Origin of the sequence: Citrobacter sp. Cpo015, assembly GCF_030333035.1 — a bacterium.
GTDB classification, from domain to species: domain Bacteria; phylum Pseudomonadota; class Gammaproteobacteria; order Enterobacterales; family Enterobacteriaceae; genus Citrobacter; species Citrobacter portucalensis.
Genome location: NZ_JAOWGS010000024.1, coordinates 1 through 24,332 on the forward strand (window position 1 = coordinate 1; position 24,332 = coordinate 24,332).

A 24,332-nucleotide genomic window follows, 5' to 3' on the forward strand; every position below is an offset into this window, starting at 1 on the left:
GGTGATGCTGCCAACTTACTGATTTAGTGTATGATGGTGTTTTTGAGGTGCTCCAGTGGCTTCTGTTTCTATCAGCTGTCCCTCCTGTTCAGCTACTGACGGGGTGGTGCGTAACGGCAAAAGCACCGCCGGACATCAGCGCTATCTCTGCTCTCACTGCCGTAAAACATGGCAACTGCAGTTCACTTACACCGCTTCTCAACCCGGTACGCACCAGAAAATCATTGATATGGCCATGAATGGCGTTGGATGCCGGGCAACCGCCCGCATTATGGGCGTTGGCCTCAACACGATTTTCCGCCATTTAAAAAACTCAGGCCGCAGTCGGTAACCTCGCGCATACAGCCGGGCAGTGACGTCATCGTCTGCGCGGAAATGGACGAACAGTGGGGATACGTCGGGGCTAAATCGCGCCAGCGCTGGCTGTTTTACGCGTATGACAGGCTCCGGAAGACGGTTGTTGCGCACGTATTCGGTGAACGCACTATGGCGACGCTGGGGCGTCTTATGAGCCTGCTGTCACCCTTTGACGTGGTGATATGGATGACGGATGGCTGGCCGCTGTATGAATCCCGCCTGAAGGGAAAGCTGCACGTAATCAGCAAGCGATATACGCAGCGAATTGAGCGGCATAACCTGAATCTGAGGCAGCACCTGGCACGGCTGGGACGGAAGTCGCTGTCGTTCTCAAAATCGGTGGAGCTGCATGACAAAGTCATCGGGCATTATCTGAACATAAAACACTATCAATAAGTTGGAGTCATTACCACCGGCGAGTCGTTCAACATTAAGCAGTGGCCTGCCATTAGAAAACGATCGGCTCACGCTGAATATATTTCCACGCGCAGCGGCAAGGGCCGGTTTAAAGGCGCGAGTCGTCACACGCACGCTCGATAAAATTCCGGCAATGTCTCTGCCTGCTGTCTTGTTATTGAACGCAGGGGGAACCGGGGTGTTGTTGGCATGGAACGATGACGGCAGCGCCCGCTTTATGCCCAGCGAAAGCGAAGGTGGGGAAATTAGCGTTGATGCCGCCACGCTTGAGCAAAACTATGCGGGCAAAGTCATTTTTGCGCATCCGCGCCACGAATTCGATTTGCAGGCAGAGGCCTTTCTGCCGCGTACCAAATCCTGGTTTAAAGACACGCTGAAGCTGTCGCGTTTTCTGTATATGGATGCGGTATTGGCCAGTCTGTTAATCAACCTGATTGCGCTCGGCACACCGCTCTTTACCATGAATGTGTATGACCGCGTCGTGCCAAACCAGGCAACGGTCACATTATGGGTGCTGGCAGTCGGCATCTGCCTGGCTTTTGTCTTTGATCTGATTTTAAAAATGCTGCGCGGTATCTGCCTTGATATTGCAGGTAAGAAAAGCGATCTCATCATCTCTTCGACCCTGTTTGAGCGCATTGTCGGTATGGAGATGAAAGAGCGCCCGGCACGCGTGGGCAGCTTTGCACAAAACATTCACGAGTTTCAGTCACTGCGTGATTTCCTCTCATCCCTCACTTTGACGACGATTATCGATTTGCCCTTCACCCTGTTACTGCTGATTGTTATTGGCATTATCGGCGGCGCGCTGGCATGGATCCCGGTACTGACATTACCGATTGCCCTATTGTGCAGTTGGGCACTACAAAAGCCGGTCAACGCTGCTGTGGCAAAAACCATGAGCCTCGCCAGCGAACGTCAGGCGCTACTGATTGAAACCCTGAGCAGTCTGGATGCCATCAAAGTGAATAATGCCCAAAGCGAACGCCAGTTCCAGTGGGAACAAACGCTGGGCAGCCTGAGCCGTCTCGAACTGCGGGTGAAAACCTTGTCCAGCCTGGCCAGCAACCTTACCGGCTGGTTCCAGCAAATTTCAGGCGTGGTGATGATCATCGTCGGGGTGTACATGATTATCGACGGCAAACTGAGTATGGGTGGCTTGATCGCCTGCTACATGCTTAACGGCCGGGCACTCATGCCGCTGGGTCAGCTCACTGGCCTTATCGCCCGCTATCAGCAGGCGAAACTGACCATCAAAAACACTGAGAAAATGATGTCGCTGACGCAGGAGCGCCGTGCGGATGAAAACCCACTCAAGCGTGAACAGTTACAGGGCAGTATTGAATTTCGCGATGTGGATTTCAGCTATCCGGAGCAACAAAACCTGTCGCTGCACAAAATTAACCTGACCATTCAGCCCGGTGAGCGCATCGGCATTATCGGGCGCAGCGGTTCCGGTAAAAGTTCGTTGAGTAAACTAATCGTCAATTTATACCAGCCGAGCGCCGGGAACCTGCTGATCGATGGTATCGACTCTCGTCAACTGGATGTGAACGATCTGCGCCACAGCATCGGCTACGTGCCACAGGACATCCAGCTATTCAACGGCACGCTGCGCGATAACCTGCTGTGCGGAGCGCGCTATGTCGATGACGAAACCATGCTGCGAGCGGCAGAACTGGCTGGCGTCAACGAATTCGCACGCCTGCATCCCGACGGCTATAACCTGCAGGTAGGCGAACGCGGCTCCCAGCTTTCCGGTGGGCAACGGCAGGCGGTGGCGCTCGCGCGCGCACTGTTGCTTGATCCCCCTCTCCTGCTACTGGATGAACCCACCAGTTCGATGGACAACACCAGCGAAGAGAAGATCAAACACGCGCTGGCCCCCTGTATTGCGGGAAAAACGTTATTACTGGTCACGCACCGCGCTTCCATGCTGTCGCTGGTTGACCGTCTGATTATTGTTGATAAAGGTCGCATCATCGCAGACGGTCCGAAAGGGGTAGTGATGGATGCGTTGAAAAAGGGGCAAATTAATGCGTCTCGCTGATCTCCTGACTCGTGCCCGCAGCTATATGCAGCACTATTTTCGCGGTCGTGATGAAAATCAAACCGACAGTATTAATGAGGTCAGTCAGGCCATAATTGATGACGCCCCAAGAGTGATACGACTGACGTTGTGGGTGATCCTCGCGCTGGTGGCGCTGTCCTTCATCTGGGCTGGTTTTGCAAAAATTGATGAAGTGACACGCGGTGAAGGCAAAGCGATCCCTTCATCAAAACTGCAAAAAATCCAGAACCTGGAAGGGGGCATTGTCACCGAGCTGTACGTGCATGAAGGGCAAATCGTTAACGCCGGAACTCCACTACTGCACCTCGATGACACGCGCTTCGCCTCCAACGTGGGTGAAACTGAAGCCGACAAACTCGGTCTGCGCGCCAAGGTAGAACGCCTGACGGCGGAAGTTGAAAACCGGGACTTTGTGATTTCACCCGAGATAGCCAGCCAGGCGCCGGAAGTCGCCCGGGGAGAAACCGAGCTGTACAACAGCCGCCGGGAACAATTTCACAACGAAATTTCCGGGCTCGAAGAACAGCTGGTGCAGAAAAAACAGGAACTGCGCGACTTTGAGTCAAAGGAGGATCAGTTTAAGCACAGCCTCGGGTTAATCCGTCAGGAAATCAAAATGTCCGAGCCGCTGCTCGCTTCAGGCGCCATTTCAAAAGTCGAACTGCTGCGACTGCGTCGTACCGAAGTGGAAACCGCCGGGCAGCTCAATTCTATTAGCCTGTCGCTGCCCAAGGCTACGTCAGAAATTAAAGAGATTGAGAATAAAATCGGTGAAAGCCGTGGCCGTTTCCAGAGCGATGCGCTGGCCCAACTCAATGAAGCTCGCACCAATCTGAGTAAAACCCAGGCAAGCGTTAAAGCACTGGAGGATCGGGTGAACCGTACCATGGTCACCTCACCGGTGCGGGGTATCGTCCAGCAGGTGATGGTGAATACTATCGGCGGCGTCATTCAACCGGGCAGCGATCTGGTGGAAATCGTTCCGCTGGATGACAAACTGTTAATCGAAGCCAAAATCCAGCCGCGCGATATCGCCTTCCTCCATCCGGGTCAACATGCGATGGTGAAATTTACCGCTTACGATTACACCATCTATGGCGGTCTGCAAGGCGAAGTAGTGCAGATAAGCCCGGACACCGTTACCGATAAGCAGGGGCGAAGCTTTTATATTGTGCGTTTGCAGACGGATAAAAATTACCTGGGAACAAAAGAGCATCCGATGCTGATCATTCCCGGCATGGTGGCGAGCGTCGATATTCTCACCGGCAAGAAAACGATTCTGAGCTACCTGTTAAAACCGATTATTCGCGCACGCGCGGAAGCACTCAGAGAACGTTGATCGGTTGCGCTCCCTTACATTTTGCCGGGGAGCGCATGAATTTATAACGGCGTGCAAAAAGAGAGCTTTCCACGATTCAGGGTGATTTTCCCGTCATTAACCAGCTCCTGTAACACCTTATGGATGGCACTACGTGAAATATGGTTACGGGTCAAAATAAAAGTATACACGGATGTTTTCTCGCGAACCTCTGGCTCCATCGACCAGATATATTTCACGTGTTCAATAATCTGCTCACGTATAGTGCGGTGCGACTGCAACGCCTCACGCTGAAAATAACGTTGAAGATGATGCGTTAAGATATCAAACGCCTGCTTCCATAAGTTTTTGGTCGTAAACAGGTGATCGGCATTTTGGACGCTCATCGCCCACATTTCACAATCGGTATCACAACGTAAATAGTGACCAGCCACTTCCGTACGCATTTGTGGCAGGCCGAGAATAGCAGGTGCAGAAATACTCACGGTGACTAAATCGTTTTCCACACGATAAACAGAGACAGTCCCTTTCTCCAGAAATAAGATTTGTCCATCGGTCTTCAAATCAATACGCTGACGTTTTTTACGTAACGACAGCCAGGCATTATCCGACTTCTTCATTTCATCGCCAACGAGCACTACAGCATTTTCAATTTCTTTCTGGAACATGGGACTCTCTACCGCAAATTATGGCTTAGTCAAAAAGATGGTTAAATTTACTCGGCACTAAAAATAAATGTCAGCTCGCAAACAAGCTGACATTTATTCCCATCTACATCTACCACCGGCATTCCCTGGTGCCATTGACGCGTTAAGGTTCATGCTGTTTTCGCGTGGTGGTGCCATGCAGTATATGGCGCTGTCCATAAAGAATTAATGGCAATCATCTTTGTCGACATTTTTTCATCTTTCTGTTCTTTACAAAGTAGCCAAAAAGACACAATCAATTGATTTTAATGGGTTTTATTTTCATTAAAAAGTTATCATTCTTGTTATATCATGATACCAATTTGCAACACTTCGCGGTTCTCGCTGTGGGATCAGGTCCATGCTGGTGGTCTTTATAGGCTCAGTGGTATCATGACTAAACAACCACCAGACGCATCATCAAGAGTAGAGACAATATGTCTGAGACTGGCAATGTCAGTTATCTGATTGAAAATAGAATAATATTTACGCCAGCCACACAATGTCTGGCGCGGGTAGATCACCCCAATCAGCGGATAAAACTCAAACACTCAGCGTCGTTATGTCTTTTATTACTTATTCAACATCGCGGGCAAGTGGTTTCTCAAAACGAATTACTGGAATTCGGTTGGGGTAAAAATCACCGGCAGGTGAGTTTCAACGCCTTTTATCAAAGCATTCTCTCGTTGCGTAAAAGCTTACTGCAGCTGGAGCTTGAACAACCGCTGATCACAACGATCCCCCGCAAAGGGCTGATCATTCAAGAAGAGTTTGATATTCAGGTCATTGAAACACCGGAGGAGAACTCAGCTTCTGCTGAAGAATCCTTAGCGCCAGATGCCACCATTGAGGAATTTTTGGCTGACAGACCGCGTCAACCTTTGATAACGGCTGCAGAAACAGTAATGTTGGCACTTACCCTGATAATTTGTGTGCTGATATTATATCCGTGGCAAGCCAGCGATGATTATTTCTCCGGCTATATCACTACGGATAAAGCACCCACTGACTGTCAGTATTATTTCAATAACGATGCCAGTAATTTCTCCCGGCATACCGCGTTTATCGACAAAAACCCAGGACTGTGTCAGAGCCATAAATTTATCTATATCACGACCTATCCTGAGTCTAAGAAACTGTCCGTACTGGTGTGTCGCTCACCGATAAAAGCCAGGCAAGAAAATGCCTGTCAGTCGGTATATTACCCACGGTATGATAGCTAATGAACTTATATCCCCGAACGTCCCGCATCCAGACAGGCATTATCCTGCTGCTTTGTTTTGCTGCGCTTATTCTTACTGTCGTCTATCGGTACAGTAAGAACAATGGCGAGTTACATGATCTCACCTGCCGCTCTGCCATCGAAATTGTACGCAATACAAGCTCGTTCCGAGGGATTATTGATATTAAAACCGGGGGCAGTAAAGGTATTGTGAATATTGATGGTATTATCAAAGATGCCGAAAATAATGAGCAAACCGTGCAACGCATGGTACTTTTTACACAATCCAGCTACGGCTCAAGCCCGGTCTGGATTTCACAGAAAATCCAAATTTCCAATCGAGAAACGGCTCCCGCCAGCCTTATTCAGGAACTCCTCCCCGACTTTTTCCTGACCAACACCAGCGTATCCAACGTCGATTTTTTTGCGCTGAACAGCGCGACATACCTGATTACCAAAGAGGGGATCCCCTATCTGTACTGCCAGAATTATGCTTTGCCGGAAAATGAATAATCAATAAGCGTTCTGGCGGCAAAACCTACGGATGAATCTCAGTCGTTGTCGGTGATAAGATAGACCATTCAGGCCGAGCCAACGCTCGTCGTTACTGCCCTTCAGGCGGCTTTCGAATGACAAATTTGTGGGTTTATGTGAGTTTCCAGGGGCTCACATGAGACTCCCCTGGTACCCAAAAAGATTAAAAAAAGAGCAAAAGCGATATGAAAGAGTCACTTGATACGGACTTCACGAACCACACCCCAATGATGCAGCAGTATCTCAAGCTGAAAGCCCAGCACCCGGAGATACTGTTGTTTTACCGCATGGGCGACTTTTACGAACTGTTTTATGACGATGCGAAACGTGCGTCTCAGCTGCTTGATATCTCCCTGACCAAACGCGGCGCGTCTGCGGGCGAGCCAATCCCGATGGCGGGCATTCCTCACCATGCGGTAGAAAACTACCTCGCCAAGCTGGTCAACCAGGGTGAATCCGTCGCTATTTGTGAACAGATTGGCGATCCGGCGACCAGCAAAGGTCCGGTCGAGCGCAAAGTGGTGCGTATCGTCACGCCAGGCACCATCAGTGATGAAGCACTGTTACAGGAACGCCAGGACAACCTGCTGGCCGCTATCTGGCAGGACAGTAAAGGTTATGGTTACGCCACGCTGGATATCAGCTCCGGGCGTTTTCGTGTTAGCGAACCCGCCGACCGCGAGACCATGGCCGCAGAATTGCAGCGCACCAATCCCGCTGAACTGTTGTATGCCGAAGATTTCGCTGAAACTTCACTGATTGAGGGACGTCGCGGATTACGTCGTCGTCCACTATGGGAATTTGAAATCGATACCGCTCGCCAGCAGCTAAACCTGCAGTTTGGCACACGGGATCTGATTGGCTTTGGCGTAGAAAACGCCCCGCGCGGATTATGCGCGGCTGGCTGCCTGCTGCAATACGTAAAAGATACCCAGCGTACCTCGCTGCCGCATATTCGTTCCATCACCATGGAACGTCAGCAGGACAGTATCATTATGGATGCCGCCACGCGCCGCAATCTGGAAATTACCCAGAACCTGGCGGGCGGCGTTGAAAACACGCTGGCTTCAGTACTCGACTGCACCGTGACGCCGATGGGCAGCCGTATGCTCAAGCGCTGGCTGCATATGCCGGTCCGCGACACCAGAGTCCTCACTGAACGCCAACAGACCATCGGCGCGCTACAGGATTCCACCGGTGAATTGCAACCCGTGCTGCGTCAGGTCGGCGATCTTGAACGTATCCTTGCACGTCTGGCCCTGCGTACCGCGCGTCCGCGCGATCTGGCCCGTATGCGTCATGCATTCCAGCAATTACCGGAACTGCGCGCACAACTGGAAAGCGTAGACAGTGCCCCCGTACAGATGCTGCGCGAGAAAATGGGTGAGTTTGCTGAGCTGCGTGAACTGCTGGAACGTGCCGTAGTGGAAGCTCCACCTGTGCTGGTTCGCGACGGTGGCGTCATCGCCCCCGGCTATAACGAAGAACTGGACGAGTGGCGAGCGCTGGCTGATGGCGCAACTGACTATCTGGACAGACTGGAAATCCGTGAGCGCGAGCGCACCGGCCTTGATACGCTGAAGGTTGGGTTTAACGCCGTTCACGGCTACTACATTCAGATCAGTCGCGGGCAAAGTCATCTGGCGCCGATTAACTATGTGCGTCGCCAGACGCTGAAAAACGCCGAACGCTACATTATTCCGGAGCTGAAAGAGTACGAAGACAAAGTTCTGACATCAAAAGGCAAAGCGCTGGCGCTGGAAAAACAGCTGTACGATGAGCTGTTCGACATGCTGTTGCCGCACCTGGCTGATTTGCAACAAAGCGCCAGCGCGCTGGCAGAACTGGACGTACTGGTCAACCTTGCGGAACGCGCTTATACCCTGAATTACACCTGCCCGACCTTCACCGACAAGCCTGGTATTCGTATTACCGAGGGACGTCATCCGGTGGTTGAACAGGTGCTGACCGAGCCGTTTATCGCCAACCCACTTAACCTCTCGCCTCAGCGACGGATGCTGATTATCACCGGCCCGAACATGGGGGGTAAAAGTACCTATATGCGCCAGACTGCGTTAATTGCGCTGCTGGCCTACATCGGCAGCTACGTTCCGGCGCAAAAAGTGGAGATCGGGCCTATCGACCGCATCTTTACCCGCGTGGGCGCGGCGGATGATCTGGCCTCCGGTCGTTCCACCTTCATGGTAGAAATGACCGAAACCGCCAACATTCTGCATAACGCCACCGAGAACAGCCTGGTGCTGATGGATGAGATTGGACGCGGCACCTCCACCTACGACGGCCTGTCGCTGGCGTGGGCGTGCGCGGAAAATCTGGCCAATAAAATCAAAGCATTAACGTTGTTTGCCACCCACTACTTCGAACTGACTCAGTTACCGGAGAAAATGGAAGGCGTAGCAAATGTGCATCTTGATGCGTTAGAGCACGGCGATACCATCGCCTTCATGCACAGCGTACAGGATGGTGCGGCGAGCAAGAGCTATGGTCTGGCAGTAGCAGCCCTGGCAGGCGTGCCGAAAGAGGTTATTAAACGCGCGCGGCAAAAACTGCGCGAACTGGAAAGCATCGCGCCGAATGTTGCTGCGACCCAGGTCGACGGCACACAGATGTCGCTCCTGTCAGCTCCGGAAGAAACGTCGCCCGCCGTTGAAGCACTGGAAAATCTCGACCCGGATTCGCTAACGCCTCGCCAGGCGCTGGAGTGGATCTACCGGTTGAAGAGTCTGGTGTAACGCCGTAATGCCCGATAGTGATACGCTTATCGGGCCTATAAAATATCACTATATGTAGGCCGGGTAAGGCAAAGCCGCACCCGGCGTGTTGATTAGCGCTTATCTTCTGCCAGTAGCGGTGGAATACTCGGCACCATCGGTGCGTCATCAATATCCTTCTGCGTCATGCGAAACGCTTGCGGGTAGTGCTCGCGGCTGGTACGGCGTAGCGGCTCAGTATCACGCCAGGTGTATAGACAATGCTGGCACTGATATACCGTCCAGATACCTTTTACCGGCGAGTTTGCCATCATTTCAATATGTTCATCGGCACAACGTGGACAAATCATCTGCTACTCCTTATTTACGGTTGGCCAGCATGGCGGTCAGTTTTTCTGCCCAGGCTTTCGTTTCCGGTAAATCGCATACCGGCTGGCTATAGTGCCCACGGTTATCCGGCGCAACCGGCGTGGTCGCATCAATAATTAACTTGTCGGTAATCCCCGCCGGACTGGAACCCGGATCAAGCTCCAGCACCGACATATTCGGCAATTGCACCAGATCGCCCGCCGGATTGACCTTCGAAGACAGCGCCCACATCACCTGCGGCAGGTTGAACGGATCAACATCCTCATCAACCATAATCACCATTTTCACGTAACCCAGGCCATGCGGCGTCGTCATTGCGCGCAGCCCCACCGCGCGGGCAAAGCCGCCGTAGCGTTTTTTGGTGGAGATAATTGCCAGCAAACCGTGGGTATACATGGCATTCACCGCCTGCACCTCCGGGAATTCGGCTTTCAACTGTTGATACAGCGGTACGCAGGTTGCTGGCCCCATCAGGTAGTCAATCTCCGTCCACGGCATCCCCAGATACAGCGATTCAAAAATAGGTTTGGTACGATAAGAGACTTTATCGATACGCACGACCGTCATATTACGTCCACCGGAATAGTGTCCGGTAAACTCGCCAAACGGCCCTTCGATTTCACGCTTACGGCTTTCAATTACCCCTTCGAGGATCACTTCTGAACCCCATGGCACGTCAAAGCCGGTGAGCGGCGCGGTAGCGATCGGATACGGGCTTTCACGCAGCGCTCCCGCCATTTCGTATTCCGACTGATCGTACTTCAGCGGCGTGGCCCCCATCAGGGTAATGATCGGATCGTTACCCAGCGTGATGGCAATCGGCAGATCTTCACCGCGCTCTTCGGCTTTATGCAGGTGCAGCGCGATATCGTGCATCGGCACCGGCTGCAGGCCAAGCTTGCGTTTGCCCTTCACCTCCATACGATAAATGCCGACGTTCTGTTTGCCAAAGTTGTCCGGATCCAGCGGATCGCGCGACACCACGCAGGCTTTATCAAGATAGAAACCGCCGTCGCCATCGTTCAGGCGAAACAGCGGCAGAATATCAAACAGGTTGATCTCATCACCATCAACACAGTTTTCAGCCCACGCCGGATTGGCGCGACGCTCCGGCGTAACCGGAAATTTATCCCAACGGCGAATAAACTCATCAATCTGTTTTTTCACTGGGGTATTTGGCGGCAGGCCTAAAGAGATGGCGTGATTCTGCCACGAACCAATAGTGTTCATCGCCACGCGGGCATCGGTAAAACCACGAATATTGTCAAACCACAGCGCTGGCGCACCGTCACCAATGCGCCCGGTCGCATTGGCTGCCGCAGCCAGATCCGGCTCAGCGTTAACTTCTTCACTGATTTTCAGCAATTGCCCCTGGTCATCCAGCGCCTGTAAAAAGCTGCGCAAATCATCAAATGCCATTATTCATTCTCCTGTGAAAAATTCTGCGCCTGCCGTAAACCCTGCCAGCGACGGGCGTTGGGGTGTTCCAGACCAAACTGATCGAGCACACGCGCAACGATATGCTGAGTGATGTCATCGACCGTTTGCGGGTGGTTGTAATACGCGGGCATCGGCGGGACCATCGCCACGCCCATGCGGGAAAGTGCGAGCATGTTTTCCAGATGAATCGTGCTAAGCGGCATTTCACGCGGAACCAGAACCAGCTTGCGCCCTTCTTTCAGCACCACATCAGCAGCGCGCCCCACCAGCCCTTCCGCGTAGCCTGCACGAATACCGGCCAGGGTTTTCATACTGCAGGGGATAATGATCATGCCGTCAGTACGAAACGATCCAGAGGAGATGGTCGCTGCCTGATCCGCCGGGTTGTGGCAATAATCGGCCAACGCAGACACATCACGGACGCTGTACGGTGTTTCCAGTTCAATAGTGGTTTTGGCCCACTTTGACAGCACCAGATGGGTTTCCACCTCGGGCATTTCCCGCAGCGCCTGCAATAGCGACACACCAAGGGGCGCACCGGTTGCCCCGGTCATTCCGACAATCAGTCTCATTTAGTCTCTCGATTTTTGTTCGTGTACGAACATTTTGATTAAAATACTCTCACATAACATTTCGGGCAAGGCCATCGAGCACAGATCGCTAAAGCCGCAATTGTTAAAAAAAGATGCGTAACCCGCTATGATAGAGACTGACAGGAATTCCGGAGCGCTCATGCCGTTACGAAATAAAGCATTTCACCTTTTACGTCAGCTCTTCCAGCAGCATACGTCCCGCTGGCAACATGAATTACCGGACCTGACCAAACCACAGTATGCGGTGATGCGCGCCATTGCTGAACGTCCCGGCATTGAGCAGGTCGCCCTGACCGAAGCCGCAGTCTGTACCAAGGCAACCCTTGCGGAAATGCTGAGCCGAATGGAAAAACGGGAGCTGGTCAGGCGTGAACATGACCCGGCAGATAAGCGTCGACGGTTTGTTTATTTGACCGCGCAAGGAGAAGCATTACTGGCCAGCGCAACTCCGTTAGGCGATAGCGTGGATGATGAGTTTCTGGGCAGACTTAGCGAAGAAGAACGCGAGCAGTTCACACGTCTGGTGCGTAAGATGATGAACTAATCTGCCGGATGGCGACATAAATGTCTTATCCGGCCTACAAAGTCCTGCTCCCCGTAGGCCTGATAAACGCAGTGCCATCAGGCAACAAACATAGAAAAAGGCCAGTCCCAATGAGACTGGCCTTTCTTGATAGAACTTGTGCTTACTCGCGGAATAGCGCTTCGATATTCAGTCCCTGAGTCTGCAGGATTTCACGCAGACGACGCAGACCTTCAACCTGAATCTGGCGAACACGTTCACGGGTGAGACCAATTTCACGGCCCACATCTTCCAGTGTCGCAGCTTCGTACCCCAGCAGACCAAAACGACGTGCCAGCACTTCACGCTGTTTGGCGTTCAGTTCGAACAGCCATTTGACGATGCTCTGTTTCATATCATCGTCTTGCGTGGTGTCTTCCGGGCCGTTTTCCTTTTCATCGGCCAGAATATCCAGCAACGCTTTTTCGGAATCGCCACCCAGCGGGGTGTCTACCGAGGTAATACGCTCGTTGAGTCGGAGCATACGGCTGACGTCATCAACCGGTTTATCCAGTTGTTCAGCAATCTCTTCTGCGCTCGGTTCGTGGTCCAGTTTATGCGACAACTCACGCGCGGTACGCAGATAGACGTTCAGCTCTTTTACAATATGAATCGGCAGTCGGATCGTACGGGTTTGGTTCATAATCGCCCGTTCGATCGTCTGGCGGATCCACCAGGTTGCGTATGTTGAGAAGCGGAACCCGCGTTCCGGGTCAAACTTCTCGACTGCACGGATCAGTCCCAGATTGCCCTCTTCAATCAGGTCCAGCAATGCCAGACCACGATTGCCATAACGACGAGCAATTTTCACCACCAGACGCAGGTTACTTTCAATCATGCGACGGCGAGAAGCGACATCCCCACGCAGTGCGCGACGCGCAAAATAAACTTCTTCTTCGGCTGTTAACAGTGGTGAATAACCAATCTCACCAAGGTAAAGCTGAGTCGCGTCCAACACACGCTGTGTGGCCCCCTGCGATAACAGCTCTTCTTCAGCCAGGTCGTTATCACTGGGTTCCTCTTCACTCAAGGCTTTTTCATCAAAAGCCTCTACTCCGTTCTCATCAAATTCCGCATCTTCATTTAAATCATGAACTTTCAGCGTATTCTGACTCATAAAGGTGGCTCCTACCCGTGATCCCTAACGGAACTAGCACGTGAAAGCCTGGTTCCGCCGAATTATCGCTGCGGTAAATAGCGCAGCGGGTTTACGGATTTCCCCTTGTAACGAATTTCAAAATGCAAGCGTGTTGAACTGGTTCCGGTGCTACCCATGGTAGCTATTTTCTGCCCCGCCTTGATTTCTTGTTGTTCCCGGACCAGCATTGTATCGTTATGGGCGTAGGCACTCAGGTAATCATCGTTATGTTTGATGATAATAAGATTACCGTAACCGCGCAGTGCGTTACCGGCATATACGACGCGTCCATCTGCGGTCGCGACAATAGCCTGTCCTTTACTGCCTGCAATATCGATCCCTTTATTGCCACCTTCAGTAGCCGCGAAGTTTTCGATTACTTTGCCGTCAGTCGGCCAGCGCCAGGTAGAGATTGGCGAGCTGGTTGACGTTGAGCTTGCAGTTGATTCGGTTGCGCTAACTGCTGGAGCCGTTACAGCCGCTGTGACAACGGTCCCAGCAGGCTTGTTGTTCGGCAACATTTTATTAGCACTTTGTTCACCTGAATCCTCAGAATACGTAATTGTTGGTTTCGAAGCAACAGCAACGGTGGAATTTTGTGCAGGGTTGGTCACAACTCCTTGCTGTGCTGCATCCGCCTGGGTAATAGCATTACCACCAGTAATCGGTGTACCCGACGCGTTGCCCACTTGCAGAGTTTGACCGACATTCAGGCCATACGGGGCCGGAACGTTATTGCGTTGTGCGAGATCACGGAAATCGTTCCCGGTAATCCAGGCGATATAGAAAAGGGTATCGCCTTTCTTAACAGTATAGGTACTGCCGCCCGTATAGCTACCTTTCGGAATGTTCCCATACTTACGGTTGTACACAATACGACCGTTTTCCATCTGCACAGGCTGTTCCGCAACAGGCTGGATCTGTGTTGACTGTGTGGTCGGACGCTGCACCGGCTGGATCTGTGGCGTTTGCTGTACTGTCGACGTCGAGCCCATTTTTGGTGGAGGCGTAATCAGCATGCCGGAATTGGTGTTCGTTGATGCACCGCCATCAACGGAACTGACCGGTGCAGGTGGATTCGAGGTATTTGAACAACCTGCCAGCCATAATGAAACCAGTGACAATGCCGCAATGCGGCGAACGGTAAATTTGTGGCTTCCCGCGCTCATTTATCCCCCAGGAAAATTTGGTTAAAACCAGTGACGTAATCACCGTGCAAGGCATCGGACTGGGCACTGGAAACGTGACCACGATACGCTTACTAATTCCAGAATATCCAGGAAAACTCCAGGTATTCAGAGCCAGTATCTACGCAAGCTCCCCTTTTACTAAGGGAACGAAACGTACGGCCTCTACGGTATCGATAATAAATTCGCCTCCCCGACGACGCACCCGTTTCAGAAACTGGTGCTCGTCGCCCACGGGTAAGACGAGAATACCGCCTTCATCCAACTGCATCATTAGCGCAGTTGGAATCTCAGGCGGCGCTGCCGTAACAATGATAGCGTCAAACGGGGCTCGCGCTTGCCAGCCCTGCCATCCATCACCATGACGGGTAGAAACATTATGTAAATCAAGCTGTTTAAGTCGACGACGCGCCTGCCACTGCAAACCTTTAATGCGCTCAACAGAGCACACATGGTGCACCAGGTGTGCCAGAATCGCCGTTTGGTAGCCAGAGCCGGTACCAATTTCCAGCACCCGGGACTGCGGCGTTAACTCAAGCAGCTCGGTCATCCGCGCAACCATATAGGGCTGCGAAATCGTCTGCCCCTGACCAATCGGCAGAGCAATATTGTCCCAGGCCTTATGTTCAAACGCCTCATCAATGAATTTTTCACGCGGCACGGCGGCAAGTGCATCGAGAACAAGCTCATCTCTGATGCCCTGCGCACGTAATTGTTCAAGAAGAGTGTGTACGCGTCTGCTTACCATTGCGTGTCGGCTCCCACGCTGTCTAACCAGTCAGAAACAACTTCATGCGCGCCATATGCGGTTAAATCGACATGCAGCGGCGTAATGGAAACATAGCCTTCATCGACGGCGGCAAAATCTGTATCCGGTCCGGCGTCGCACTTTTCGCCCGGCGGCCCGATCCAGTACAGCGTATTACCGCGCGGGTCCTGCTGTGGGATCACCTGATCCGCAGGATGGCGGCTACCGCAGCGGGTGACGCGGATACCTTTAATCTGATCCAGCGGTAAATCCGGCACGTTGATATTCAAAATTCGCCCGGTGCGCAGCGGTTCGCGACTCAGCGCCCGTAAGATACGGCAAGTTACTGCGGCAGCAGTATCGTAGTGTTTATGCCCATCAAGTGAGACCGCCAGCGCAGGAAAGCCCAGGTGACGACCTTCCATCGCCGCCGCAACGGTACCGGAATAGATAACATCATCGCCCAGATTAGGACCTGCGTTAATACCAGACACGACAATGTCCGGACGCGGACGCATTAATGCGTTCACGCCCAGATAGACGCAATCGGTAGGTGTACCCATTTGTACGGCGATATCACCGTTTTCATAGGTGAACGTGCGAAGTGAGGATTCCAGCGTCAGCGAGTTAGACGCGCCACTGCGGTTACGATCCGGGGCAACCACCTGTACGTCAGCAAACTCACGCAGCGCTTTCGCCAGCGTTTGTATACCGGGTGCGTGGACCCCATCATCGTTACTCAGCAATATACGCATAATCACCCATTGTGTTAATAAGTTCCCTTACAACACTGGTGGCGAAGCTACCTGCCGGTAGCCAGAAACGTAACTCAACGGTTACGTCATCCCACCAGTTCCAGCTTAATTGTTGTGGATACAGCAACATAGCACGACGCGATGCGTCGACTTTCTCGCGCAACAACAGCGATTGCAGCGCGGTTTCATCAGCAATAGCGGCTTCTTCAAACGCCAGCGCGTCGCGCTGAGTTCCCCACTCACCGCTGCCCGGTAATGCCGCTGTAATCATCAATTCTTTATCATCGACGCGACGCTGTAATTCGGTCTGTTCTTCCTGCGTGGCGACAAACCAACTTCCGCGTCCCGACAATTGTAGCGCATCGCCGTCAACAACTTGATTAAAGTCTGTTTTTTTCAAGCGTTCACTGACTATCTGATTAAACAACGCGCTACGGGCCGCCGACAACCAAAAACTGCGCTTATTGCGATCGCGCACCGGCGCATCGCTTTGCGCCCAGCGCAGCGCCCCTTGCAGGTTGCTGCCGCCAATACCAAAACGCTGAGCGCCAAAATAGTTCGGTACGCCGCTCTCGCTAATCGCCTGCAAACGCGCTTCAACGTCATTTCGCTGGCTCACTTCACGCAGCACCAGCGTAAATTCGTTACCTTTCAGCGCCCCTAAACGCAGCTTACGCTTGTGGCGCGCGTACTCCAGCACTTTACAGCCTTCGAGTTCAAATTTGCTTAAATCAGGCATTGCATTGCCCGGCACGCGCGCGCACAGCCACTGTTCCGTGACTGCATGCTTGTCTTTCTGGCCAGCAAAGCTCACTTCACGGGCGTGAATTTTCAGGAACTTCGCCAGCGCGTCAGCCACAAAACGGGTATTACAGCCGTTTTTCAGGATACGCACCAAAATGTGCTCGCCTTCGCCATCCGGTTCGAAGCCTAAATCTTCGACGACGACAAAGTCTTCCGGATTCGCTTTCAGAACGCCATGGCCTTGTGGTTTGCCATGGAGATACGTCAGATCTTCAAACGCAGTCATTTCGTTGCCTTAATGAGTAACGCCACCGCTTCACAGGCAATCCCTTCCCCACGCCCGGTAAAACCGAGTTTTTCCGTGGTGGTCGCTTTCACGTTAACATCATCCATATGGCAGCCGAGATCTTCGGCAATAAACACGCGCATTTGCGGAATGTGCGGCAGCATCTTCGGCGCCTGAGCAATAATCGTCACATCCACATTACCAAGCGTATAGCCTTTGGCCTGAATACGCCGCCAGGCTTCTCGCAATAATTCACGACTATCTGCACCTTTAAAGGCCGGGTCGGTGTCCGGGAAGAGTTTACCGATATCCCCCAGCGCAGCCGCGCCCAGCAGTGCATCGGTTAACGCGTGTAACGCCACGTCGCCATCAGAATGCGCCAGCAATCCTTTTTCATACGGGATGCGCACACCACCAATGATAATTGGGCCAACTCCGCCAAAAGCGTGTACGTCGAAACCGTGTCCAATTCGCATTATGCCTTCTCCTGATATACACAACATCCTCCAGGCAGCCTGAAGAATGATGTATCTAGATAGTTCGGGTCAGATAAAATTCCGCCAGCGCCAGATCTTCCGGGCGGGTGACTTTGATGTTGTCAGCGCGTCCTTCGACCAGCAGCGGATGAAAACCGCAATATTCAAGCGCCGAGGCTTCGTCCGTAATGGTTGCGCCTTCGTTTAGCGCACGGGTCAGACAGTCATGCAACAGCTCGCGAGGGAAAAACTGCGGCGTCAACGCATGCCATAAATCGGTGCGATCGACCGTATGGGCGATGTCTGTTCGGCCCGGCTCCGCGCGTTTCATCGTGTCGCGCACCGGCGCGGCAAGGATCCCACCGATGCGGCTGGTTTCACTTATTGCCAGCAAACGAGATAAATCTTCCTGATGCAGGCACGGACGCGCGGCATCATGCACCAGTACCCAACTGGCCTCACCTGCGGCTTGCAAACCAGCAAGGACAGAATCGGCACGCTCGTTGCCACCATCCACCACGGTAATTTGCGGGTGCGCTGCGAGTGGAAGTTGGGCAAAGCGACTGTCGCCTGGGCTAATAGCGATGACGACTCGCGTCACCCGGGGATGAGCCAGCAGCGCATCAACCGAGTGTTCGAGAATGGTTTTATTGCCAATAGAGAGGTACTGCTTAGGACACTCTGTTTGCATTCGGCGGCCAAACCCGGCAGCCGGCACCACGGCGCAAACGTCCATTAAAGTGGCTGCCATGTTAAATCCCTGGACGGTTTATCGATTGTTTTGCCCTGCAGTCTGAGCGCGTTTAGACGCGTCAGGCACCAGACGATAAAAGGTTTCGCCTGGCTTAGTCATACTGAGTTCGTTACGCGCGCGCTCTTCGATAGCCTCTTGCCCGCCATTGAGATCGTCAATTTCGGCAAAAAGCTGATCGTTACGCGCTTTCAGTTTCGCGTTTGTAGCTTGCTGCGCCGCAACATCATCGTTGACGCGACTATAGTCATGTATGCCGTTCTTACCGAACCACAGCGAATACTGTAGCCAGACTAATAAAGCCAGCAACAGCAACGTAAGTTTACCCATCCTGCCCCCTGAAAAACGGCATCAACATCCCATAAACTCCGCTGGCAACTTTACATCAACGGACGGGAATGCCGCGACAACGCGGGCAAATGTACCACATTTGCTCGTTGTTACGTATACCCCGTGTAAGGAGAACATAATCTCATTGTTGGTTACGGTTTGAATTATGGCCAGACAGTGAACAACAGCGGCGATCGCGTGAAAGGACGTATGCCTAACCCAGTAGCCACAGGAACAGTGCGCCAAACATTGCGCCAACCACCAGCAGGGTACAGGCAATACTCAGCAGCAATCTCCCCTTCAATAGCGAATGCAGGGCAATACCCGCGACAATCGCCACGGGCAACAACGCGAGGAAAAAGGGCCAGGTATAGAGGAAGAAAAACAGTGTGTTAGGGCCATACATCAGACACGGGAATCCCAGCGCCAGCAACCACGCGACAAAACCGACCACGGCTCCTGGGAGTGACCAGGTAGTTTCGTCGTCGGCAGCGAAGGTATCTGACTCTGTAATAGTAATGTTATGGCTGTTACGCATATCTAATCCTGTGACCGTGACTGACCGGGCATGCAAGCTCGGGTGTCTCAGGATCTGATAATATCTTCCTGCCTCAGCAGGTCTAATAATTGAGGAACCAAATTTGTTACCAATTGTTCACCATCAAGATGAATCTCTGGCGATTCAGGCGCTTCGTAAACCGAGTCAATTCCGGTGAAATTGCGCAACTCCCCCGCTCGCGCTTTTTTATACAGCCCTTTTGGATCGCGAGCTTCGCACGTTGCTAATGGCGTATCGACAAAAACCTCAATAAAACGCCCTTGGCCCACGCGCTCGCGAACCATTTTTCGCTCGGCGCGATGTGGAGAGATAAACGCAGTCAACACCACCAGGCCGGCGTCTACCATCAGGTTAGCCACTTCACCAACCCGACGAATATTCTCCTTGCGATCGGCATCGCTAAACCCAAGATCGCTGCACAGACCGTGACGCACGTTATCGCCATCCAGCAGATAGGTGCTCACCCCTAGCTTATGCAGCGCTTCTTCCAGCGCCCCTGCTACCGTGGATTTACCGGAACCTGACAGCCCGGTAAACCACAGCACAACACCACGATGACCGTGGCGTTGTTCCCGCTGTTGCGGTGTAACAGGATGGGCATGCCAGACGACGTTTTCGTCATGCAGCGCCATTATTTTCCTCCCAGCAGATCGCGCGCACCCCAGTGTGGGAAGTGGCGACGCACCAGCGCATTAAGCTCCAGCTCAAACGAGCTGAACTGAGAAGCTGTGGCAAGCTCCTGGACGATTGGCTCACGCACCAGTCCCGCGCCAACGGTAACGTTAGTCAGGCGGTCAATGATAATCAACCCGCCCGTAACCGGATTCTGCTGATAGGTGTCCAGCACCAGCGGCTCATCAAAAGTCAGATTAACCAGACCGATACCGTTCAGCGGTAGCGCTTCAACGTCACGTTGGGTCAGGTTATTAATATCGACCTGATACTGCACGCTATCAACACGTGCGCGGGTCTTCTTACCTGCGACTTTTATGTCGTAGCTCTGCCCTGGCGACAACGGTTGTTCCGCCATCCACACCACATCAACAGCTGCGCTTTGTACTGTCGGCAGCGTTTCACCGGCATCAAGTAACAGGTCACCCCGGCTAATATCGATCTCATCTTTCAGCACCAGGGTGATCGCTTCACCCGCATGCGCTTCCTGTAAATCGCCATCAAAGGTTACGATCCGCGCCACGCTCGACTCAACGCCGGACGGCAGCACTTTGACGCGCTGTCCGACCTTCACGCTACCGGAGGCCAGCGTTCCGGCATAACCACGGAAATCCAGATTCGGTCGGTTCACATACTGCACCGGGAAGCGCATCGGCTGAGTATCAACAATGCGCTGAATCTCAACGGTTTCCAGCACTTCCAGCAGCGTCGGACCGCTGTACCACGGCATACTGGCGCTTTGCGAAGCCACGTTGTCGCCTTCCAGCGCAGAGAGCGGCACAAACCGGATATCCAGGTTGCCCGGCAGTTGTTCAGCAAAAGTAAGATAGTCTTCGCGAATGCGGTTAAATGTCTCTTCGCTAAAGTCCACCAGATCCATTTTGTTGATCGCCACTACCAGGTGTTTGATCCCAAGCAGCGTGGAGATAAAGCTATGACGACGAGTCTGATCCAGCACGCCTTTACGCGCATCGATCAGTAGGATCGCCAGGTCGCAGGTCGACGCACCGGTCGCCATGTTACGGGTGTACTGCTCATGCCCGGGAGTGTCCGCAATAATAAATTTACGCTTCTCGGTAGAGAAATAACGATACGCCACGTCGATGGTGATGCCCTGCTCGCGCTCGGCCTGCAAGCCGTCAACCAATAACGCCAGATCAAGCTTTTCGCCCTGAGTGCCGTGACGTTTACTGTCATTGTGCAGCGATGAAAGCTGGTCTTCATAAATCTGACGCGTGTCGTGCAGCAGGCGGCCAATCAGGGTACTTTTCCCATCATCCACGCTACCGCAGGTTAAAAAGCGCAGCAGACTTTTGTGTTGCTGGGCAACCATCCAGGCTTCAACGCCGCCTTCATTAGCAATTTGTTGTGCAAGTGTCGTGTTCATGGCGGCTCCTTAGAAATACCCCTGACGTTTCTTCAGCTCCATGGAGCCCGCCTGGTCGCGGTCAATCACGCGGCCCTGACGTTCACTGGTGGTTGAGACCAGCATCTCTTCGATAATTTCCGGCAGCGTCTGCGCATTCGACTCCACCGCGCCTGTCAGCGGCCAGCAACCGAGCGTACGGAAACGCACCATGCGTTTTTTAATCACTTCACCAGGTTGCAGATCGATTCTATCGTCATCAATCATCATCAGCATGCCGTCGCGTTCCAGCACCGGACGCTCCGCCGCCAGATACAGCGGTACGATGTCGATATTTTCCAGCCAGATGTACTGCCAGATATCCTGTTCAGTCCAGTTAGAAAGCGGGAAGACGCGAATGCTTTCGCCTTTGTTAATCTGCCCGTTGTAGTTGTGCCACAGCTCCGGGCGCTGATTTTTAGGATCCCAGCGATGAAAACGATCGCGGAAAGAGTAAATACGCTCTTTGGCACGCGATTTCTCTTCGTCACGACGAGCACCGCCAAACGCGGCATCGAAACCGTATTTATTCAGTGCCTGCTTCAGCCCTTCAGTTTTCATAATGTCGGTATGCTTGGCGCTACCGTGGACAAACGGGTTGATGCCCATCGCCACCCCTTCCGGGTTTTTATGCACCAGCAGTTCGCAGCCGTAGGCTTTCGCCGTGCGGTCACGAAACTCGTACATTTCGCTGAATTTCCAGCCGGTATCAACGTGCAGCAATGGGAACGGCAGCGTGCCCGGATAAAACGCTTTACGCGCCAGATGCAGCATTACGCTGGAATCTTTGCCGATGGAATACATCATCACCGGATTAGAAAACTCGGCGGCCACCTCACGAATGATATGGATGCTTTCCGCTTCCAGTTGCCGCAGGTGGGTAAGTCGTTTTTGATCCATAACCGTTCCTATGTAATGCCGTTATTTTGCTAACGATGCTCAGATAACCTGACTATAGGGAGGGCAAGGGGGCGAATGAAATTACGAATTGGAATGAGTAGTTCCTCAAAGGAATAACGATCCGGAAAAGCAAATATCAAAAAGTGCTTAAGCTACCGGAATTCGGGCATTTAAGAGCAAATGAAATTGTTTTACCTCGATCACGGTTTCATACTAGCGGCTGAAAATTTCTGCTTGGTATTTAAGGACTCACTATGTTTTCCGCATTGCGCCACCTGACTACCGCCCTGGCGCTCGGCGCGTGCTTCATCCTTCCCGCACAGGCAACATCTTCGAAGCCCGGAGATATCGCAAATACCCAGGCTCGATATATCGCAACGTTTTTCCCAGGCCGCGTGACGGGATCTCCGGCAGAAATGTTGTCTGCTGATTATATACGTCAACAATTTCAGCAGATGGGCTATAGCAGCGATATTCGGACGTTTAATAGCCGTTATGTTTATACCGCCAAAGATAACCGTAAAAACTGGCATAACGTAACGGGAAGCACCGTTATTGCTGCACATGAAGGCAAAGCGCCGCAGCAGATTATTATTATGGCGCACCTCGACACCTACGCCGCACAAAGCGACGCCGATTCTGATGCCAATCTGGGTGGATTAACCCTGCAAGGTATCGATGACAACGCCGCAGGTGTTGGCGTAATGCTGGAACTGGCGGAAAAACTCAAGAACGTGCCGACGCAGTACGGTATTCGCTTTATCGCCACCAGCGGCGAGGAAGAAGGCAAACTGGGCGCGGAGAACATCCTGAAGCGAATGAGCGCCGCCGAGAAGAAAAACACGCTGCTGGTTATCAACCTCGATAACCTGATCGTCGGCGATAAGCTCTATTTCAATAGCGGTAAGAAAACCCCGGAAGCGGTGCGAAAACTGACGCGCGACCGGGCACTGGCTATCGCGCACAGCCGCGGTATCGTTGCCAGCACCAATCCAGGTCTGAACAAAGACTATCCGAAAGGCACTGGATGTTGTAACGATGCAGAGGTCTTCGACAACGCGGGGATTGCCGTTCTTTCAGTTGAAGCGACCAACTGGAACCTGGGCAAGAAAGATGGCTATCAACAGCGCGCCAAAAGCGCCTCATTCCCGGCAGGCAACAGCTGGCACGATGTGCGACTGGATAACCAGCAGCATATCGATAAAGCGTTACCGGGCAGGATAGAACACCGTAGCCGCGACGTGGTACGCATTATGCTGCCGCTGGTAAAGGAACTGGCAAAAGCGGGTAAATCCTGAAGATGTGGTCCGGTAGGATGTAAATCTTACCGGACCACTTTCCTGTTACCCTTCGTGCAGTCCGCACTCACGCTTCAATCCGAAGAAACGCGTCTCTTCTTCCGCCATACCCGGCTCCCATTTGCGGGTGGTGTGGGTATCACCTACCGACAGATAGCCCTGATCCCACAACGGATGGTATTTCAAACCGTATTTTTGCAGATACTGGTAAACCGTACGGTTATCCCAGTCGATGATTGGGAGAACTTTAAACACGCCGCGCTGGATAGCCAGCACCGGCAAATGCGCACGACTGCCCGATTGCTCTCGACGCAGACCGGCAAACCAGGTTTGCGCGTTCAGCTCCTGCAGCGCCCGGTTCATCGGCTCGACTTTGTTGATGTCATTGTATTTTTCAATGCCTTCAACGCCCTGCTCCCACAGTTTGCCGTAGCGCGCTTCTTGCCAGGCCGCACTTTCCTTTGCCCGGTAGACTTGCAGATTAAGCTTAAGCTTGTCCGTTAACTCATCAATAAACTGATAGGTTTCCGGGAACAGGTAGCCAGTATCGGTGAGGATCACCGGGATATCCGGGCGAACCTGATTTACCAGATGCAGGCTCACTGCCGCCTGGATACCAAAACTTGATGACAGTACATATTCACCAGGCAGGTTTTCCAGCGCCCACGCTACGCGATCCTCGGCGCTCAATTTTTCCAGTTGGTCGTTGGTTTGTGCCAACGCCATAACGCGTTCAACTTTCGGCAGTTCGTTCAACGCGTTGAGATCGAGTTTGGACATAA

At 52.7% G+C, this 24,332-nt stretch carries 24 protein-coding genes and 1 pseudogene; 8 read left to right on the forward strand and 17 right to left on the reverse strand.

The genetic code is table 11. The features are described from left to right. The first annotated feature begins 55 nt into the window (after positions 1 to 55). From OGY67_RS07630 to OGY67_RS07640, 3 genes and pseudogenes are all read left to right on the forward strand, one after another. Positions 56 to 753 (forward strand): IS1-like element IS1B family transposase gene (locus OGY67_RS07630; RefSeq protein ID WP_095033700.1). Its coding sequence is split into 2 segments (ribosomal slippage): positions 56 to 305 and positions 305 to 753, totalling 699 coding nucleotides; the frame shifts between segments, so codons are not numbered across the junction. Between the two features lie 22 nt (positions 754 to 775). Continuing rightward, a pseudogene (locus tag OGY67_RS07635) lies at positions 776 to 2,824 on the forward strand (type I secretion system permease/ATPase); the annotation flags it as partial. Further along, positions 2,811 to 4,184, forward strand: a complete 1,374-nt coding sequence (locus OGY67_RS07640; RefSeq protein ID WP_008785663.1) for an HlyD family type I secretion periplasmic adaptor subunit — start codon at positions 2,811 to 2,813, stop codon at positions 4,182 to 4,184. The pseudogene OGY67_RS07635 and the gene OGY67_RS07640, both read left to right, overlap by 14 nt. 41 nt (positions 4,185 to 4,225) lie before the next feature. On the opposite strand, the gene OGY67_RS07645 is transcribed toward OGY67_RS07640, so the two are convergent. Then, positions 4,226 to 4,831 carry a helix-turn-helix domain-containing protein gene (locus OGY67_RS07645; RefSeq protein ID WP_008785664.1) on the reverse strand — a complete coding sequence of 202 codons (606 nt, stop codon included), beginning with the start codon at positions 4,829 to 4,831 and terminating at the stop codon, positions 4,226 to 4,228. A 455-nt stretch (positions 4,832 to 5,286) separates the two neighbouring features. Here OGY67_RS07645 and OGY67_RS07650 point away from each other — a divergent pair, with 455 nt between their 5' ends. The 3 genes from OGY67_RS07650 to mutS all read left to right on the forward strand — a co-directional run bounded on the left by OGY67_RS07650 (position 5,287) and on the right by mutS (position 9,358). Next, on the forward strand, positions 5,287 to 6,072 hold the full coding sequence (locus tag OGY67_RS07650) for a winged helix-turn-helix domain-containing protein (protein ID WP_212024978.1): 786 nt from the start codon (positions 5,287 to 5,289) through the stop codon (positions 6,070 to 6,072). Next, a complete protein-coding gene (locus OGY67_RS07655; protein ID WP_003825820.1) occupies positions 6,072 to 6,584 on the forward strand; it encodes a YqeJ family protein in 513 nt (170 codons plus the stop codon). Before OGY67_RS07650 ends, OGY67_RS07655 begins: the two co-directional genes overlap by 1 nt. 206 nt (positions 6,585 to 6,790) lie before the next feature. Next, on the forward strand, positions 6,791 to 9,358 hold the full coding sequence (gene mutS, locus OGY67_RS07660; protein WP_048236664.1) for a DNA mismatch repair protein MutS: 2,568 nt from the start codon (positions 6,791 to 6,793) through the stop codon (positions 9,356 to 9,358). Between the two features lie 92 nt (positions 9,359 to 9,450). On the opposite strand, the gene OGY67_RS07665 is transcribed toward mutS, so the two are convergent. Genes OGY67_RS07665 through OGY67_RS07675 form a run of 3 tightly spaced genes read right to left on the reverse strand, consistent with a single transcriptional unit; the run spans position 9,451 to position 11,718 of the window. Next, on the reverse strand, positions 9,451 to 9,687 hold the full coding sequence (locus tag OGY67_RS07665; protein ID WP_008785668.1) for a non-oxidative hydroxyarylic acid decarboxylases subunit D: 237 nt from the start codon (positions 9,685 to 9,687) through the stop codon (positions 9,451 to 9,453). A gap of 10 nt (positions 9,688 to 9,697) precedes the next feature. Continuing rightward, complete coding sequence (locus OGY67_RS07670; protein WP_003825816.1) at positions 9,698 to 11,125, reverse strand: non-oxidative hydroxyarylic acid decarboxylases subunit C; 1,428 nt, start codon at positions 11,123 to 11,125, stop codon at positions 9,698 to 9,700. Then, a complete protein-coding gene (locus tag OGY67_RS07675) occupies positions 11,125 to 11,718 on the reverse strand; it encodes a non-oxidative hydroxyarylic acid decarboxylases subunit B (RefSeq protein ID WP_057068062.1) in 594 nt (197 codons plus the stop codon). Before OGY67_RS07675 ends, OGY67_RS07670 begins: the two co-directional genes overlap by 1 nt. Positions 11,719 to 11,878: 160 nt before the next feature. On the opposite strand from OGY67_RS07675, the gene OGY67_RS07680 reads away from it, so the two are divergent. Continuing rightward, entirely contained in the window at positions 11,879 to 12,283 is a 405-nt protein-coding gene (locus OGY67_RS07680; protein WP_100271962.1) for a MarR family winged helix-turn-helix transcriptional regulator, read from the forward strand. 142 nt (positions 12,284 to 12,425) lie between these two features. On the opposite strand, the gene rpoS is transcribed toward OGY67_RS07680, so the two are convergent. From rpoS to cysD, 12 genes are all read right to left on the reverse strand, one after another. Beyond that, positions 12,426 to 13,418 (reverse strand): RNA polymerase sigma factor RpoS, encoded by a 993-nt coding sequence (rpoS, locus tag OGY67_RS07685; RefSeq protein WP_000081498.1) that lies wholly within the window; start codon positions 13,416 to 13,418, stop codon positions 12,426 to 12,428. Positions 13,419 to 13,480: 62 nt separating this feature from the next. Further along, the gene (gene nlpD, locus OGY67_RS07690; RefSeq protein ID WP_286573829.1) at positions 13,481 to 14,563 is read right to left on the reverse strand and encodes a murein hydrolase activator NlpD; all 1,083 of its coding nucleotides are present in this window, start codon (positions 14,561 to 14,563) and stop codon (positions 13,481 to 13,483) included. A 184-nt stretch (positions 14,564 to 14,747) separates the two neighbouring features. After that, the gene (locus OGY67_RS07695; RefSeq protein WP_003034172.1) at positions 14,748 to 15,374 is read right to left on the reverse strand and encodes a protein-L-isoaspartate(D-aspartate) O-methyltransferase; all 627 of its coding nucleotides are present in this window, start codon (positions 15,372 to 15,374) and stop codon (positions 14,748 to 14,750) included. Further along, entirely contained in the window at positions 15,368 to 16,129 is a 762-nt protein-coding gene (surE, locus tag OGY67_RS07700) for a 5'/3'-nucleotidase SurE (RefSeq protein WP_032944818.1), read from the reverse strand. Before surE ends, OGY67_RS07695 begins: the two co-directional genes overlap by 7 nt. Further along, a complete protein-coding gene (truD, locus tag OGY67_RS07705) occupies positions 16,110 to 17,159 on the reverse strand; it encodes a tRNA pseudouridine(13) synthase TruD (protein WP_286573830.1) in 1,050 nt (349 codons plus the stop codon). The genes surE and truD overlap by 20 nt, the downstream gene beginning before the upstream one ends. Further along, on the reverse strand, positions 17,156 to 17,635 hold the full coding sequence (gene ispF, locus OGY67_RS07710; RefSeq protein WP_003034167.1) for a 2-C-methyl-D-erythritol 2,4-cyclodiphosphate synthase: 480 nt from the start codon (positions 17,633 to 17,635) through the stop codon (positions 17,156 to 17,158). Before ispF ends, truD begins: the two co-directional genes overlap by 4 nt. A gap of 55 nt (positions 17,636 to 17,690) precedes the next feature. Then, the gene (gene ispD, locus OGY67_RS07715; protein ID WP_003825722.1) at positions 17,691 to 18,386 is read right to left on the reverse strand and encodes a 2-C-methyl-D-erythritol 4-phosphate cytidylyltransferase; all 696 of its coding nucleotides are present in this window, start codon (positions 18,384 to 18,386) and stop codon (positions 17,691 to 17,693) included. Positions 18,387 to 18,404: 18 nt separating this feature from the next. Further along, positions 18,405 to 18,716: a cell division protein FtsB gene (ftsB, locus tag OGY67_RS07720; protein ID WP_003034163.1), complete on the reverse strand. Its 312-nt coding sequence runs from the start codon at positions 18,714 to 18,716 to the stop codon at positions 18,405 to 18,407. Between the two features lie 214 nt (positions 18,717 to 18,930). Then, entirely contained in the window at positions 18,931 to 19,254 is a 324-nt protein-coding gene (locus OGY67_RS07725) for a DUF3561 family protein (RefSeq protein WP_020996298.1), read from the reverse strand. A 47-nt stretch (positions 19,255 to 19,301) separates the two neighbouring features. Next, entirely contained in the window at positions 19,302 to 19,907 is a 606-nt protein-coding gene (gene cysC / locus OGY67_RS07730) for an adenylyl-sulfate kinase (protein WP_060683317.1), read from the reverse strand. Continuing rightward, the gene (gene cysN, locus OGY67_RS07735) at positions 19,907 to 21,334 is read right to left on the reverse strand and encodes a sulfate adenylyltransferase subunit CysN (protein ID WP_286573831.1); all 1,428 of its coding nucleotides are present in this window, start codon (positions 21,332 to 21,334) and stop codon (positions 19,907 to 19,909) included. The genes cysC and cysN overlap by 1 nt, the downstream gene beginning before the upstream one ends. Positions 21,335 to 21,343: 9 nt before the next feature. Beyond that, complete coding sequence (gene cysD, locus OGY67_RS07740; protein ID WP_003034152.1) at positions 21,344 to 22,252, reverse strand: sulfate adenylyltransferase subunit CysD; 909 nt, start codon at positions 22,250 to 22,252, stop codon at positions 21,344 to 21,346. Positions 22,253 to 22,506: 254 nt separating this feature from the next. On the opposite strand from cysD, the gene OGY67_RS07745 reads away from it, so the two are divergent. After that, entirely contained in the window at positions 22,507 to 23,550 is a 1,044-nt protein-coding gene (locus tag OGY67_RS07745; RefSeq protein WP_008785678.1) for an aminopeptidase, read from the forward strand. Between the two features lie 45 nt (positions 23,551 to 23,595). On the opposite strand, the gene cysH is transcribed toward OGY67_RS07745, so the two are convergent. Then, positions 23,596 to 24,330, reverse strand: a complete 735-nt coding sequence (cysH, locus tag OGY67_RS07750; RefSeq protein ID WP_060683316.1) for a phosphoadenosine phosphosulfate reductase — start codon at positions 24,328 to 24,330, stop codon at positions 23,596 to 23,598. Positions 24,331 to 24,332: the final 2 nt, after the last annotated feature.